18 protein-coding genes and 1 other RNA gene are annotated in these 14,323 nt (G+C 52.2%); 8 read left to right on the top strand and 11 right to left on the bottom strand.

Translation table 11 applies throughout. The annotated features are described in order from the left end of the window. The first annotated feature begins 29 nt into the window (after positions 1-29). Positions 30-368: a P-II family nitrogen regulator gene (gene glnK / locus ACPUC7_RS12735; RefSeq protein WP_007886947.1), complete on the top strand. Its 339-nt coding sequence runs from the start codon at positions 30-32 to the stop codon at positions 366-368. A 33-nt stretch (positions 369-401) separates the two neighbouring features. Beyond that, positions 402-1,691 (top strand): ammonium transporter AmtB, encoded by a 1,290-nt coding sequence (gene amtB, locus ACPUC7_RS12730; protein ID WP_343552218.1) that lies wholly within the window; start codon positions 402-404, stop codon positions 1,689-1,691. 71 nt (positions 1,692-1,762) lie between these two features. Here the strand turns inward: amtB and tesB are convergent, their stop codons facing one another. Next, positions 1,763-2,626 carry an acyl-CoA thioesterase II gene (gene tesB / locus ACPUC7_RS12725; protein ID WP_494923182.1) on the bottom strand — a complete coding sequence of 288 codons (864 nt, stop codon included), beginning with the start codon at positions 2,624-2,626 and terminating at the stop codon, positions 1,763-1,765. 205 nt (positions 2,627-2,831) lie between these two features. On the opposite strand from tesB, the gene ACPUC7_RS12720 reads away from it, so the two are divergent. Beyond that, positions 2,832-3,389: a YbaY family lipoprotein gene (locus ACPUC7_RS12720; protein ID WP_494923181.1), complete on the top strand. Its 558-nt coding sequence runs from the start codon at positions 2,832-2,834 to the stop codon at positions 3,387-3,389. Positions 3,390-3,568: 179 nt separating this feature from the next. Here ACPUC7_RS12720 and ACPUC7_RS12715 read toward each other — a convergent pair whose 3' ends face one another. Beyond that, positions 3,569-3,880: an MGMT family protein gene (locus ACPUC7_RS12715; protein ID WP_494923180.1), complete on the bottom strand. Its 312-nt coding sequence runs from the start codon at positions 3,878-3,880 to the stop codon at positions 3,569-3,571. A gap of 177 nt (positions 3,881-4,057) precedes the next feature. Here ACPUC7_RS12715 and ffs point away from each other — a divergent pair. Next, an RNA gene (gene ffs / locus ACPUC7_RS12710) (signal recognition particle sRNA small type) lies at positions 4,058-4,154 on the top strand. A gap of 129 nt (positions 4,155-4,283) precedes the next feature. On the opposite strand, the gene hha is transcribed toward ffs, so the two are convergent. The 3 genes from hha to ACPUC7_RS12695 all read right to left on the bottom strand — a co-directional run bounded on the left by hha (position 4,284) and on the right by ACPUC7_RS12695 (position 5,405). Beyond that, complete coding sequence (hha, locus tag ACPUC7_RS12705; RefSeq protein ID WP_007886938.1) at positions 4,284-4,502, bottom strand: hemolysin expression-modulating protein Hha; 219 nt, start codon at positions 4,500-4,502, stop codon at positions 4,284-4,286. Between the two features lie 24 nt (positions 4,503-4,526). Continuing rightward, entirely contained in the window at positions 4,527-4,904 is a 378-nt protein-coding gene (tomB, locus tag ACPUC7_RS12700) for an Hha toxicity modulator TomB (RefSeq protein ID WP_007886936.1), read from the bottom strand. A 147-nt stretch (positions 4,905-5,051) separates the two neighbouring features. Continuing rightward, entirely contained in the window at positions 5,052-5,405 is a 354-nt protein-coding gene (locus tag ACPUC7_RS12695; RefSeq protein ID WP_494923179.1) for a hypothetical protein, read from the bottom strand. A 340-nt stretch (positions 5,406-5,745) separates the two neighbouring features. Between ACPUC7_RS12695 and ACPUC7_RS12690 the strand changes: the two genes are divergently transcribed. The 3 genes from ACPUC7_RS12690 to ACPUC7_RS12680 are packed head-to-tail and all read left to right on the top strand — an operon-like array spanning position 5,746 to position 8,139. Next, positions 5,746-6,402 (top strand): metal ABC transporter ATP-binding protein, encoded by a 657-nt coding sequence (locus ACPUC7_RS12690; protein ID WP_494923178.1) that lies wholly within the window; start codon positions 5,746-5,748, stop codon positions 6,400-6,402. Then, positions 6,399-7,238 carry a metal ABC transporter permease gene (locus ACPUC7_RS12685; protein ID WP_343552212.1) on the top strand — a complete coding sequence of 280 codons (840 nt, stop codon included), beginning with the start codon at positions 6,399-6,401 and terminating at the stop codon, positions 7,236-7,238. Before ACPUC7_RS12690 ends, ACPUC7_RS12685 begins: the two co-directional genes overlap by 4 nt. A 22-nt stretch (positions 7,239-7,260) precedes the next feature. Continuing rightward, the gene (locus ACPUC7_RS12680; protein WP_494923176.1) at positions 7,261-8,139 is read left to right on the top strand and encodes a metal ABC transporter substrate-binding protein; all 879 of its coding nucleotides are present in this window, start codon (positions 7,261-7,263) and stop codon (positions 8,137-8,139) included. A gap of 44 nt (positions 8,140-8,183) precedes the next feature. Here the strand turns inward: ACPUC7_RS12680 and ykgO are convergent, their stop codons facing one another. From ykgO to ACPUC7_RS12660, 4 genes are all read right to left on the bottom strand, one after another. Further along, on the bottom strand, positions 8,184-8,324 hold the full coding sequence (gene ykgO, locus ACPUC7_RS12675) for a type B 50S ribosomal protein L36 (protein WP_008103894.1): 141 nt from the start codon (positions 8,322-8,324) through the stop codon (positions 8,184-8,186). A gap of 14 nt (positions 8,325-8,338) precedes the next feature. Further along, positions 8,339-8,596 carry a type B 50S ribosomal protein L31 gene (locus tag ACPUC7_RS12670; RefSeq protein WP_343552210.1) on the bottom strand — a complete coding sequence of 86 codons (258 nt, stop codon included), beginning with the start codon at positions 8,594-8,596 and terminating at the stop codon, positions 8,339-8,341. Between the two features lie 149 nt (positions 8,597-8,745). Then, positions 8,746-11,895, bottom strand: coding sequence for an efflux RND transporter permease subunit (locus tag ACPUC7_RS12665; RefSeq protein WP_494923175.1), 3,150 nt, complete (start codon positions 11,893-11,895; stop codon positions 8,746-8,748). Between the two features lie 17 nt (positions 11,896-11,912). Beyond that, the gene (locus ACPUC7_RS12660; protein ID WP_343552208.1) at positions 11,913-13,103 is read right to left on the bottom strand and encodes an efflux RND transporter periplasmic adaptor subunit; all 1,191 of its coding nucleotides are present in this window, start codon (positions 13,101-13,103) and stop codon (positions 11,913-11,915) included. A gap of 142 nt (positions 13,104-13,245) precedes the next feature. Here ACPUC7_RS12660 and acrR point away from each other — a divergent pair, with 142 nt between their 5' ends. Further along, positions 13,246-13,884 carry a multidrug efflux transporter transcriptional repressor AcrR gene (acrR, locus tag ACPUC7_RS12655; RefSeq protein ID WP_494923174.1) on the top strand — a complete coding sequence of 213 codons (639 nt, stop codon included), beginning with the start codon at positions 13,246-13,248 and terminating at the stop codon, positions 13,882-13,884. Here acrR and rsmS read toward each other — a convergent pair. Next, on the bottom strand, positions 13,871-14,029 hold the full coding sequence (gene rsmS, locus ACPUC7_RS12650) for a pleiotropic regulatory protein RsmS (RefSeq protein ID WP_343552205.1): 159 nt from the start codon (positions 14,027-14,029) through the stop codon (positions 13,871-13,873). The two genes, acrR and rsmS, sit on opposite strands and share 14 nt — an antisense overlap. A gap of 8 nt (positions 14,030-14,037) precedes the next feature. Further along, entirely contained in the window at positions 14,038-14,283 is a 246-nt protein-coding gene (locus ACPUC7_RS12645) for a GlsB/YeaQ/YmgE family stress response membrane protein (RefSeq protein ID WP_343552204.1), read from the bottom strand. Positions 14,284-14,323 lie beyond the last annotated feature (40 nt).

Below are 14,323 nucleotides of genomic sequence, written 5' to 3'. Positions count from 1 at the left end.
CACTCAATTTCTTATCTGGAGGGGAACGTATGAAGCTGGTTACCGTGGTAATCAAACCATTCAAGCTGGAGGACGTGCGTGAAGCCTTATCCTCTATTGGCATTCAGGGACTGACAGTTACCGAGGTGAAAGGTTTCGGTCGCCAGAAAGGTCACGCAGAGCTTTATCGCGGTGCCGAGTACAGCGTTAACTTCCTGCCAAAAGTAAAAATTGATATCGCTATTGCGGACGATCAACTTGACGAAGTGGTCGATGTCATCAGCAAAGCCGCTTATACCGGCAAAATTGGCGACGGTAAGATTTTCGTCGCAGAACTACAGCGCGTTATCCGTATTCGTACCGGCGAGACCGACGAAGCAGCACTGTAACTGGGGCTCTGAATTGTGATGGGATGGAAAGAAATGAATAAAGTAATGACGAAGTTGGGCCTTGCTAGCCTCGCGCTGTTACCGTCTCTGGCCATGGCGGCAGCTCCTGCCGTAGCGGATAAAGCCGATAACGCCTTTATGATGATCTGTACCGCGTTAGTACTGTTTATGTCGATTCCGGGAATTGCGCTGTTCTACGGCGGTTTGATTCGCGGTAAAAACGTGCTGTCAATGTTAACGCAGGTGGCGGTGACCTTCTCTCTGGTGTGCGTGCTGTGGGTGCTGTATGGCTACTCGCTGGCGTTCAGCGAAGGTAACTCCTTCTTCGGTAACTTCCAGTGGGCGATGTTGAAAAATATCGAACTGAAAGCCGTTATGGGCAGCTTCTACCAGTACATTCACGTGGCGTTCCAGGCTTCCTTCGCCTGTATCACCGTGGGTCTGATTGTTGGTGCTCTGGCTGAACGTATTCGCTTCTCTGCGGTGCTGATTTTCGTGGTGGTCTGGCTGACGCTGGCTTACCTGCCAATCGCACACATGGTTTGGGCTGGTGGCTTGCTGGCGCAAGACGGTGCGCTCGACTTCGCGGGTGGTACGGTTGTTCACATCAACGCCGCGGTTGCTGGCTTGGTCGGTGCTTACCTGGTGGGTAAACGTGCTGGTTTCGGCAAAGAAGCCTTCAAACCGCACAACCTGCCGATGGTGTTCCTCGGTACTGCGATTCTGTATGTAGGCTGGTTCGGCTTCAATGCCGGTTCTGCTTCATCGGCTAACGAAATCGCGGCGCTGGCGTTCCTCAACACCGTTGTTGCAACTGCGGGTGCGGTGCTGTCTTGGGTGTTTGGCGAGTGGGCGATGCGTGGCAAACCTTCTCTGCTCGGTGCTTGCTCGGGCTTCATCGCGGGTCTGGTGGCGATTACCCCAGCCTGTGGTTATGTCGGTGTCGGCGGCGCGCTGATTATCGGTCTGGCAGGTGGTTTGGCTGGTATCTGGGGCGTCACTACTCTGAAAAGATGGCTGCGTGTTGATGACCCATGTGACGTGTTCGGTGTACACGGCGTGTGTGGCATCCTCGGATGTATCCTGACTGGCGTGTTCGCTTCCTCTTCACTGGGCGGCGTGGGCTACGCAGAAGGCGTGACCATGGGCCATCAGGTTTGGGTACAGTTGTTCAGCGTGGGCGTCACCATCGTGTGGACCGCCGTTGTGGCCTTCATCGGCTTCAAACTGGCAGATATGATTGTTGGCCTGCGTGTTCCAGAAGATCAGGAACGTGAAGGTCTGGATGTGAACAGCCACGGCGAAAACGCTTACAACCAGTAAGAGCCGGGCTGAAGAAGAGCAGTGCGCTAAAACTATAAAAAGCAGAAGGGGCGATAATATCGCCCCTTTTTTTATGCGTCGCGTTGGCGCATCACACCTTCCTGCACCGTGGTCGCCACCAAGGTGCCATCCTGCGTATAAAACTCACCTCGAACGAAACCACGCGCGCCAGATGCTGAGGTGCTGACCACGCTATACAGCAACCATTCCGTCAAATCGAACGGGCGATGGAACCACATTGAGTGATCGATAGTGGCAACTTGCATATCCGGCTCCAGGAAGCCTTTGCCGTGTGGCTGAAGCGCAACCGGCAGGAAGTTGAGATCGGAAGCATATCCCAGCAGATATTGGTGGATGCGACGGTCATCTGGCAATGCGCCATTCGCACGAATCCAAACCTGACGTACCGGTTCATCGACACGCCCCTTTAGCGGATTGTGAATCTGCACCGGGCGGATATCCAACGGGCGTTCGGCGAGGAATTTCTCTTTCAGTTTGAGCGGCAAATGGGCGGCCAGCTTTTGCGCCAAATCCTGTTCTGACGGCAAATTATCCGGGCCTGGCACCTTCGGCATGGTGTTCTGATGTTCAAAACCACTTTCGGGCGCCTGGAATGACGCTGTCATGTAGAAGATCGGCTGGCCGTTCTGCACCGCGCTGACGCGGCGAGCGCTGAAGCTTTTGCCGTCACGCAGCGTTTCGACATCATAAATGATGGCTTTCTGGCTATCGCCCGGGCGCAGGAAATAGCTGTGGAATGAGTGGATGATGCGATCTTCTGGCACCGTTTGCTTTGCTGCGTACAGTGCTTGCCCCACTACTTGACCACCAAACACCTGTCGCAGGCCAAGATCTTCGCTTTGCCCGCGAAATAACCCTTCTTCCAGTTTTTCCAAATTTAATAAATTAAGCAGGTTGTGCAGTGCCTGGCTCATAGCGGATTCCTCAGTAATACCGATGGAGTGAGTTTGAAAGATCCGACCAGTTTCCGTCAATGATTTTGCCGTGATTTCAGCGAGCTGGCAGTGGCTTTAGGCATAAAGCCGATTTTTGTGCCAGAATTAAGGGCATTCAGCGGGTGAAAAGCTACGGAGTAAAATACCCGCCGACAATCATAGTGTTCATAAGGAGACGACATCGATGAAACTCTGGCAAGTTATTAGCGGTATTACCTTGGCCGCGGCGATCAGCGGTTGTGCCGATCACAGTAAACCGATTGCAACCCCGACGCTCGGTTCAACGGTGGTAGGGCAGCCGGATGCGATTAAGCAGCCTAACGTGAGTGGTTCGGTGTATATCCGTCAGCGTATTGCGCTGCCACCGGATGCCGTTTTGACCGTGACGCTGGCGGATGCCTCCCTGGCCGATGCGCCATCGAAAGTGCTGTCGCAGCGCGCGGTGCGCACCGAAGGGAAGCAGTCGCCGTTCCAGTTTGTCTTGCCGTTCAATCCAGCCGACATTCAGCCTAATGCACGCATTCTGCTGAGTGCGGCGATTACTATTGATGGCAAACTGGCGTTTATCACCGATACGGTGAAACCAGTGATCAATCAGGGCGGAACTAAAGCGGAACTTCTGTTGGTGCCGGTCACTAATATGGCGATGCCCGCGCAGCCGGGAGCAGCGACAATCGTGCCTTCGACGTCACCGACGCAGGTCACGCCATCGTCTTCGGTGCCTGCGCCGACAAGTTTGTAATTTGATTTTGGACGAGAAAGCGCGCAGTACGTCATCATTGTTACGTAAAGCCGCTGTCTCGTCCCTGATCGCTCAGCACACGCCATCCCTGGCGTGTGACGCTTTACTTCACAACGATGACATAGCGCGTGTTAATCATTGTGCGGTTTGCTAAGGTCAAAACAGCATTCGTTTTGCCACTAATATTCCCAGCGATACTTTTCCAGTTCGATTTCGCCTGCATCACTCACTTCAATGCCTTCCGCTTCTAACGCATCGCGCTGGCGAAACAGATCGTCACCTTGCAGTGAAATTCGCCCATGACGATTAATCACGCGAAACCAGGGTAATTTGCTGCCTTGCGGTAATCGCCGCAACACGCCGCCAACCTGACGCGCCGCACGCGGTGATCCCGCAAGTAACGCCACATCGCCATAAGTGGTGACCTTGCCTTTCGGAATGGCGGCAATGATTTGCCAAACGCGCTCGGAGAAGTTGTTTTGGTCGCTCATTCGCGCACCTATTTCAAACAGGAAGGGGCAAATTTTAGCATGCAGAAGGGTAGACAGCAGCGCATTGCTGTGTGCTTGTGCAAGAAACCAACGGTTGTCGGGCCTGCGCTTGCAATTGCCAGGGGCTTACTTGATAATGCCTGCGCTCTCGAAATGAGGGCACCTCAATGGGGGCCCTGTTGGTTCTCCCGCAACGCTAACTTGTGAACTCGGTCAGATCCGGAAGGAAGCAGCCGCAGCAGGCGACGCGTGTGCCGGGATGTAGCTGGCAGGGCCCCCACCCAATTCTAGCCCGCCCAAAAACACCCACTTATTTCATGCGCAGAGAAATCGGGCACTCCTTTGCCGATGAATCATTCCTTGATTAAACGAAGATATTACCGAAGCGATTGGGGGAGAAATCTTAGCGGACGAACTTCCAGACAGAAACGGGCACTTTGTCATACAGCTTATTCATCGTCAGTTCAGCCAGACGATGGTCGGCTGCAGAATAGAATACCGCGAGTTCATTATCAGGTAATTCGTACTTGTTTTTTTCGATCACTCTTTCAAGCGTATCGATTGAGCGACAGCGGCGCAGTCGCATCAAATAATCTGTTTTGGTTAAGGCTTGGTTGCTCATAAATAAACCGGTCTCAGTCTGATGCTAAAAGGAATGGCTAGGTTGTTGGAGATAAGCGCACTCTTCGGCAAACAGATTAAATAAACGTTTTGCTGAACGCTGCCATCGTTGTAGATCCTGAGTATTGATTCCATAACTGCTAAAAAGCATAAAGGTATCATCAAGATATTCATCGATTTGCGTAATCAAGGCTTCATCTTCAACGTGCTTAATTTTGTAATTCATTGTGAAAGAAGCGATATGCTCAATCAAATCGTTGAGCTGTAAATTGCTTTCCGAAGTAGGATCATTAACCCAACCATGATGGCTGTCGGTCAAGGTCGCCATACTTTCGTCGAACAAGTTCTCACACAGGTATTTAAGCTGGGCAATATCATGCCGTTTCGGTGAGTATTCGTCCATCTTTTTCCCCTCCATAGCTAGCACAGTTACCGCAGCGCGGCGAGATTAGGAAAAGCTACCAGGAAGCGATTACGAATAAAAATGTATTCAGCGACTCCTTCAATGTAATCCACAATCATTAGCTTTGCTCACCTCAATTACCAAATATTACAATTCGTCGGCAGGAGAGGGGCGCGTATTGTCAATCACTTCAAACACCAGCGCGCCGGGCGTTACCTGGAACATCACTTCTTCACGACGCTTAAATGTTTCATTTAAATCCAGGCAAGGATTAAATAAATTCCAGCTGAAATCGTAAAGCATTTTAAATCGATTGTTGTCACTTGGCTGAATAGAAATAATGTGGAAGCTGTCGGGAACTAATTGCGCGTTTTGAGAATACCACTGTAAATCACCGGCTAATGCCTCGGCTATTTTGAGAATATTCCCCTGGATAATTCCCAGTAACTTTCCGCAATCGTCCTCATTCATAGCAATATCACAATGAATAATAGACGTCATTGGGTAACCAGTAAAAGAATCATGTTTATATCATTGAGCTTATCGCCACATATTGCAAGTCGCTAATAAACAGAAAGAGTAATCGTTGTGATGGGTTTCATAACTCAATCTGGCCAAAACGGTGAATTACGGCGGCTGCAAACATCAGAAAACAAGTTTTGAAACACTTTTGCTCAAGCATAAGCGTGTAAGAATCAGATAGTATAATTGTTATGTTATAACATTTTTGGTTGTTTAAGATGAATCACAGCGGATTACTTCTCTCACTCGGCGGCCGCCTGCTGATTGCGCTAATGCTGATCGCCTTCTTAGCGTTGGCTTTGTGGTGGGGAATGCAGAAATGATGCAATTCAACTGCTTACAGGCTGGCTATCAGGGGCGCGCAGTCACACCAGTGGTGAATGGCGAGCTGGCAACGGGCAGCATGACGGCACTGATTGGCGCCAACGGCACTGGAAAATCGACCCTGCTAAAAACCATTGCCGGTTTATTGCCACCTATTTCGGGAAGCTGTGAATTACAAATCTCACGCAAAGCGCTGGGTTGGTTGCCGCAGCGCAGTGAACTCGAAACCCGCTTTCCTTTAACCGCGTATGAACTGGTGGCGATGGGTTGCTGGCCGCGTTGTGGCTGGTTTGGTGGCATCAATCGGGCGTTGCGTCTGGAAATTGATGCGGCGCTGGATGCGGTGCAAATGCGCGAGTTCGCCGACGCTCAACCATCCACGTTATCCGGCGGGCAACTTCAGCGCGTACTGTTCGCACGTTTAATGCTGCAACGTAGCCAACTTTGGCTGCTCGATGAACCCTTTAATGGCATTGATACACAAACCGTCGCGTTGCTGATGTCGATCCTCGAACAGCAGCAGCAAGCCGGCACCACATTATTAGTGGTGCTGCACGATCGCCCATTGGTGGCACGTCATTTTCAGGATGTGCTTTCGCTTGATGAAGTGGATTCCGCACAAACGCCGCAATTACGCAGGGTCGCGTCGTGACATTAATTCAACCGTTTATCGAATTTGGTTTTATGCGTCGCGCGCTGGTTGCTTGCGTGGCATTGGCGCTCAGCGCAACGCCGTTGGGGGTTTTCCTCTCTCTCCGCCGCATGAGTTTAGTCGGCGATGCCTTATCACACGCGGTATTACCTGGTGCTGCCATCGGCTATCTGGTGTCGGGATTATCGTTGGTGGCGATGGGAATTGGCGGTTTGATTGCCGGATTGGCGGTGGCGTTGCTTTCGGGCGCGGTCAGTCGTTACACCCACTTAAAAGAAGATGCCAGTTTCTCCGGCTTCTACCTCGGTTCACTGGCGCTGGGCGTCACGCTGGTCTCATTACGCGGTTCCAGTGTCGATCTGTTGCACGTGTTATTTGGATCGCTGCTGGCCGTGGATAACGCCGCCATCTTGCTGGTCGGCGCGATTGCGGCCTTCACTTTACTGATGTTGGCCGTGATTTTTCGCCCATTGGTGATTGATGCCTTTGATCCCGACTTCCTGCGCGCGCAGGGCAAGTGGAGTGCGCCGCTGGTGCACGGCTTGTTCCTGATGCTGGTGGTGCTCAATCTGGTGGCCGGTTTTCAGGTACTCGGCACCTTGATGTCGGTGGGTTTGATGATGCTGCCTGCCACTAGCGCGCGTTTCTGGAGTCGCCATCTCGCCTGCATGCTCGGCATCGCCATGCTGCTGGCGATTATCTCCGCATTCGTTGGACTGATTTTATCGTGGCATTTCTCGCTGCCGGCTGGACCGGCGGTGGTGCTGAGTGCTGCGGTGCTATTTCTGCTTTCTGTTTTGACAGGACCATGTGGCGGCCTGTTGCGCCGTAAATAATGAAACCAATAAGGGGATATGAATGAAAAAGTTACCGCTGAGTTTGGCGATGGGCATGATGTTAGCGAGCCCGCTGACGATGGCGAAAACCATAGATGTTGTAGCCAGTTTCACTGTGCTGGCGGATATCGTCAAGCAAGTGGGCGGCGAGCACGTACAGGTTAAATCGTTAGTTGGCCCGAATGGCGATCCACATACCTTTGAACCGACGCCGCAGGATAGCCAGGCGTTGTCAAAAGCGGACGTGGTATTTGTTAGTGGTTTGGGCATGGAAGGCTGGATGGATCGCCTGATCAGCGCTTCAGGCTATAAAGGCACCATTGTGGTTGCGTCGAACGGCGTGAACACGCGCAAAATGGAAGAGGATGGTAAAACCGTCACCGATCCACACGCGTGGAACAGCATGCAAAACGGTATGATCTACGCTACCAACGTGATGAATGCGTTGATCAAAGCCGATCCGCAAGACGCGGCGGATATCCGTAAAAGCGGTGAAAGCTATATTCAGCAGTTGCAGAAACTGGATAGTTGGGCGAAAACAGCGTTTGCCGACGTGCCAAAGAACAAACGTAAAGTGCTGACCAGCCATGATGCGTTTGGTTATTTTGGCCAGCGTTATGGCGTGAGCTTCCTTGCGCCAGTGGGTTTCTCAACTGAAGCCGAAGCCAGCGCCAGCGATGTTGCCTCGATCATCAAACAGCTGAAGGCCGAGCACATCAAAACTTACTTTATGGAGAATCAAACCGATCCGCGTTTGGTGAAACAGATTGCCAGCGAAACTAATGCACAGCCGGGCGGTGAATTGTATCCAGAAGCGTTGTCAGAGGCCAATGGCCCAGCCGCGACCTATGTCGCTGCGTTCAAGCACAATGTCGATACCATGTTGCAAAGCATGAAGTAAAAAAAAGGCCGGGGAGCATCCCGGCCAATTATCACGACACTTTCCTACCTTTTTTTCTTTCTTCCCTGAACCGCCTTAAAGCGCGGGTTGGTTTTGCAAATCACATAAATGCGACCTTTACGACGCACCACTTTGCAATCTTTGTGACGGGTCTTGGCAGACCGCAATGAACTCAATACCTGCACGATAATTCTCCGGCTTACTTGTTGCGCGTCAGGAAGCTACCGAAACGCTGGTTGAAGCGCGCGGTGCTGCCTTCTTTGGCGAAGTCTTTCTGCTTGCCGGTATAGAACACGTGGGATTTAGAGGAAACATCCAGCGTCACGTACGGCAACACTTCACCTTCGAACTCAATGGTGCGCTCCGTTTTAATCGTGGAGCCGATTTTGAAATATTCGTTAGCTGAGGTGTCGTGGAACACCACTGGGCGATAATGGGGATGGATATTCGGTTTCATCATAACCTCGATATGTAATGTTATACTATAACAATAGTATGAACCCGAAGCAGAATGATTGCAACCGTGTCGAATATGAGGAATTGGCGAGGGCAGGGAAGTGGCAATAAAAAAGGCCGCATCGGCGGCCTTTTCATCAGGAGGAGAACTTAGTGTTTGTGCTCGACAGGATGTCCCTGTTCAATCTCCGCTTTGTTCTTGCTAAAGCGACGACGCACGACCACGAAGAACACCGGAACGAAGAAGATAGCCAGCGCGGTCGCTGTTACCATCCCGCCCATTACGCCAGTACCTACCGCATTCTGTGCGCCAGAACCGGCACCGGTGCTGATTGCCAGCGGCATTACGCCAAGGATAAAGGCCAGTGAGGTCATCAGAATCGGACGCAGACGCATACGAGATGCTTCCAGCGTTGATTCAACCAAGCCTTTGCCTTCCTTCTCCATCAAATCCTTAGCGAATTCAACGATCAGGATGGCGTTCTTCGCCGACAACCCTATGGTGGTTAACAAGCCCACCACGAAGTAGACGTCGTTACTCAAGCCACGCAGCGTGGTGAAGATCAGCGCACCGACCACACCCAGCGGTACCACCAACATTACTGAGAATGGAATCGACCAGCTCTCATACAGCGCTGCCAGACACAAGAACACCACAATCAGCGAGATGGCATACAGCGCTGGTGCCTGGTTACCGGACAAGCGTTCCTGATAGGACATGCCGGTCCAGTCGTAACCGATACCCGCAGGCAGTTTCGATGCCAGTTGTTCCATCAGGTTCATCGCATCACCGGAGCTCTTACCTGGCGCTGCTTGGCCGAGAATCTCCATCGATGGCAAGCCGTTATAACGTTCCAGACGCGGTGAACCGTACTGCCATTTCGCCGACGCGAAGGCGGAGAACGGAACCATGGTGCCGCCGCTGTTACGCACGTACCACTTGCTGATATCGTCCGGCAACATACGTGAATCGGCCTGGCCCATGACGTACACCTTCTTCACACGACCGCGGTCGATGAAGTCGTTGACGTATGAACCGCCCCACGCGGAGCCCAGCGTGGTATTGATGTCAGACAGCGACACACCCAACGCCTGCGCTTTTTCCTGATCGATAATCAGTTTGTATTGCGGCGTATCTTCCATACCGTTTGGACGCACGCCCACCAACGTATCCGGATGCTGGGCAATCATGCCGAACAACTGGTTACGCGCGGCGGTCAGCTTCTCGTGACCCAGGTTACCCTGATCGGTCAACATGAAGTCGAAGCCGGTGGCGTTACCCAATTCGATAATCGCTGGCAAGTTGAACGGGAACACCATCGCATCTTTGATTTGACCGAGCGCCTTCATGGCACGACCGGCAATCGCAGGCACTTTCAGGTTGGCATCGCCACGCTCATCCCACGGTTTGAGGCTGACGAACGCGATACCGGTGTTCTGTCCACGACCGGCAAAGCCGAAGCCGTTAACAGTAAACACCGAATTCACGCTGTCTTTCTCTTTGTTCAGGAAGTAATCCGTCACTTGATCCAGCACTTTCTGGGTACGTTCCTGGGTTGCGCCGGCCGGCAGCTGCGCCTGCGCCAGTAACAGACCCTGATCCTCTTCCGGCAGGAAGGAGGTTGGCAGTTTCAGGAACAAATACGCCATGCCCACCACAATCACCAGATAGATCAGCAAGTAACGGCCGGTGCTACGCACAATGTGGCCAACGCTATCCACGTAGTGGTTGGTGCTCTTATCAAACAGGCGGTTAAACCAGCCGAAGAAACCGGTGGTTTTGCCGTGCTCGCCTTTCTTAACGGGTTTCAGCATGGTGGCACACAGCGCTGGCGTTAGAATCAACGCCACCAGCACCGACAGCGCCATCGCTGAAACGATGGTGATTGAGAACTGACGATAAATTACGCCGGTTGAACCGCCAAAGAATGCCATCGGAATGAATACCGCTGACAACACCAAGGCAATACCGACCAATGCGCCCTGAATCTGCTCCATCGAACGTTTGGTGGCTTCTTTCGGCGGCAAGCCTTCTTCAGCCATAACACGTTCGACGTTCTCGACCACCACGATGGCGTCATCCACCAGCAAGCCGATGGCGAGCACCATCCCGAACATCGTCAGGGTGTTTATCGAGTAGCCAAAGGCGCTGATAATCGCAAAAGTACCCAGCAAGACGACCGGAACGGCGATGGTTGGAATCAACGTCGCGCGGAAGTTTTGCAGGAACAGATACATCACCAGGAACACCAGCACGATCGCTTCGAACAGCGTTTTCACTACTTCGAAAATCGAGATCTTAACGAATGGCGTGGTGTCATACGGGTAAACGGTTTTCATGCCAGCCGGGAAGAACGGCTGCAATTTTGCCAGCTCGCCTTTAACCGCATCAGCGGTATCCAGCGCATTCGCACCGGTTGCCAGTTTGATACCGATACCGGAAGCCGGTTTACCGTTATAACGGGCAATGATCTCGTAGTTTTCACCACCGAGTTCAATTTTCGCCACGTCACGCAGACGCACCTGCGAACCGTCCTGATTCACTTTCAGCAAGATATTGCCGAACTCGTCTGCGGAAGTCAGACGGGTTTGCGCAATGATCGAGGCATTCAGCTGCTGGCCCGGCACTGGAGGCGTACCACCCAACTGACCGGCGGCGATCTGGGTGTTCTGTACTTTCAATGCACTGATCACATCCACTGGCGTCAGTGAATAGTTGTTCAGCTTGTGCGGGTCGAGCCAAATACGCATCGCGTACTGCGCACCAAACACCTGCGTATCACCGACACCAGGCATACGGCTGACCGGATCTTTGATGTTAGAAGCAACATAGTCAGAGATATCGTTCTGCGTCATGCTGCCGTCATCACTGACGAAACCGGCCACCATCAGGAAGCTACTGGAGGATTTCTTAACCTGAATCCCCTGTTGCTGCACTTCTTGCGGCAGTAATGGCGTGGCCAGCTGCAGTTTGTTCTGCACCTGAACCTGCGCAATATCCGCGTCAGTACCTGACTGGAAGGTCAGCGTCAGCGTCAGCGTACCTGACGAGTCACTGCTCGATGACATATACATCAGGCCATCGATACCGTTCATGTTTTGCTCGATGACCTGCGTCACCGAATCCTGCAGCGTTTTCGCATCAGCACCAGGGTAAGTGGCCTGGATTTCAACCGCCGGCGGCGCAACATTGGGATATTGCTCAATCGGCAGGCTGATAATCGATAGCACACCGGCCAACATGATGATGATGGCGAGCACCCAAGCAAAAATGGGGCGATCAATAAAGAACTTAGCCATGTATCAGTGGCTCCTGTTTATGACGATGATTTAGCAGACGGTGATTCTGGCGCAGCTTTGGCATCATCGGAGACTTCTTGTGGCGTTACCTGCGCACCCGGTTTGGCACGCTGGATACCGGTGGTGATCACCCGATCGCCTGCTTTAAGACCTTCCGTCACCAGCCATTTGTCGCCAAATGCCTGATTAGCGGTGATATTACGAGATTCCACTTTGTTATCTGCACCGACGACCATCGCCGTAGCCTGGCCGGTAGGGGTACGCGTTACGCCCTGTTGCGGCACCAGCAATGCATTGGGATTGGTACCTTCGTCCAGACGTGCACGTACAAACATGCCTGGCAGCAGGCGACCGTCCGGATTGGGGAAGATGGCACGCAGGGTAATTGAACCGGTGGTTTCATCCACGGTCACATCAGAGAATTCCAATGTGCCTGGCTGGCTGTATGCGCTACCGTTTTGCATCAACAAGGTGACGTTGGCTTTACCGTCATTCTGTTTAAGCTGACCCGATTCCAGTTCACCGCGTAAACGCAGGAATTCATCGCTGGATTGGGTCACATCGACATACATAGGATCGAGCTGTTGTACCGTTGCCAGCGCCGTGGTTTGCCCGCTGGACACTAACGCACCTTCGGTCACTGACGATTTACCAATACGACCACTAATCGGCGAGGTCACTTTGGTATACGCCAGATTGATGCGTGCGGTTTCAACATTGGCTTTGGCAGCCTGAACTGCCGCGGCGGTCTGTGCGGCGGTACCCGCGGCGGTGTCATAATCCTGCTGACTGATGTACTTAGTACCCAGCAGCGGCTTATAACGGGTGATAGTTAACTGCGCAACGCGCGCATTGGCTTCGGCCTGGACTAAATCGCCTTTCGCGCTGTCATACGCGGCCTGATAAGTGGCGGGATCAATCTGATACAGCGATTGACCGGCTTTGACGTCACTACCTTCAACAAAATTGCGCTTCAGAATAATACCTGACACCTGAGGACGAACTTCCGCAACGCGGAACGCCGAAGTACGGCCCGGCAACTCAGTGGTAATTTTCAATGGCTCGTTTTTTAACGTCACAACACCCACTTCTGGGGGCTGCTGCTGGGCGGCTTGCTGGGATTTATTATCATCACATCCTGTTAACACAAAGCTGCCTGAAAGCATCAGGACGGCCGCCAGAGGCGCTAATCCTCTGTTTTTATTCATAAATAAACCTCTAGTGTCCGATATCAAATGATCAATGGATCACAAACCGATAAACCCATTGCTGCGTTAAAACACGGGTCGTGCTATGGTACATACATTCACAAATGTATGTAAACTTGATAGTTTGTAAAAAAAGCCCTCTATGGCACGAAAGACTAAAGCGCAAGCTCTTGAAACACGGCATCAAATACTTGACGCCGCATTAGCACACTTCTCTATACACGGTGTGGCCGCCACGTCTCTGGCGGATATCGCAACAGCGGCCGGCGTCACGCGCGGAGCTATCTACTGGCATTTCAAAAATAAAGCCGATCTATTACATGAGATCTGGCTGCGTTGTGACGCTGGGCTGGACGATGTGGACCTTGAGTATCAGACAAAATACCCTGGCGATCCACTTTCTGTTGTACGTTCAATGTTGATCTATATCCTTGACGCCACTGCAAAGGATCCGCAAAGACGCGCATTAATGGAGATTATCTTTCATAAATGTGAGTTTGTCGGCGAAATGTCGACGTTACAGGACATGCAGCAAAGTTTACTGCAAGAGTGTTACGATCGAATTGAAAACGTACTACGTCTTTGTATTGATGCGGGTCAGTTACCGGCGGGACTGAACACACGCCAGGCCGCACTGCTGATGCGCGGCTATATTAATGGCATGATGGAAAGCTGGTTATTCAATCCACAAAGCTTTGATCTGGCGGAAGATGCGCCGCAATTGGTGGATGCATTTCTTGATATGCTGCGGCTTAGCCCGACGCTCATCACTCAGCCTTAGTTTCCGCCGCCTGTTTTTGCTGGTAATCACGCTGCACAATCGCCAGCGCCGCTAAAACCGTGGCGGTGGGAACCTGATTCTCTTCCAGCAGTTGAATCAAATCGACGGCCAGTTTCACTTCATCCGGTGCGCTCTCCAGTGACATCACTCCTCCTAAATACGTAATTTTGCCGCGACCAGCAGCATCAATAGTGCGCCGATTAGCGCGCTGATAAATCCGGCTGGCGCAAGGGTGGCAAGATCGCCGGTGGTAAAATACGTGGCGATATAGCCACCAATCAGCGCGCCAATCATGGCCAGCATCAGCGTGGGAACGAATCCGCCCGGACGGCCGGGAAAAATCACTCGCTTGCACCAGCCTGCGGCCAGGCCAATTACTATCCACATCACCAGCGTCATGATTTTGCTCCTCTTTCTATTGCCATGAGTATAGAGGAAA

This window comes from Pantoea sp. CFCC18179, assembly GCF_059412405.1.
The sequence above is the reverse complement of the archived record's forward strand: the minus strand, read 5'-3'. Positions and strand labels throughout refer to the sequence as shown.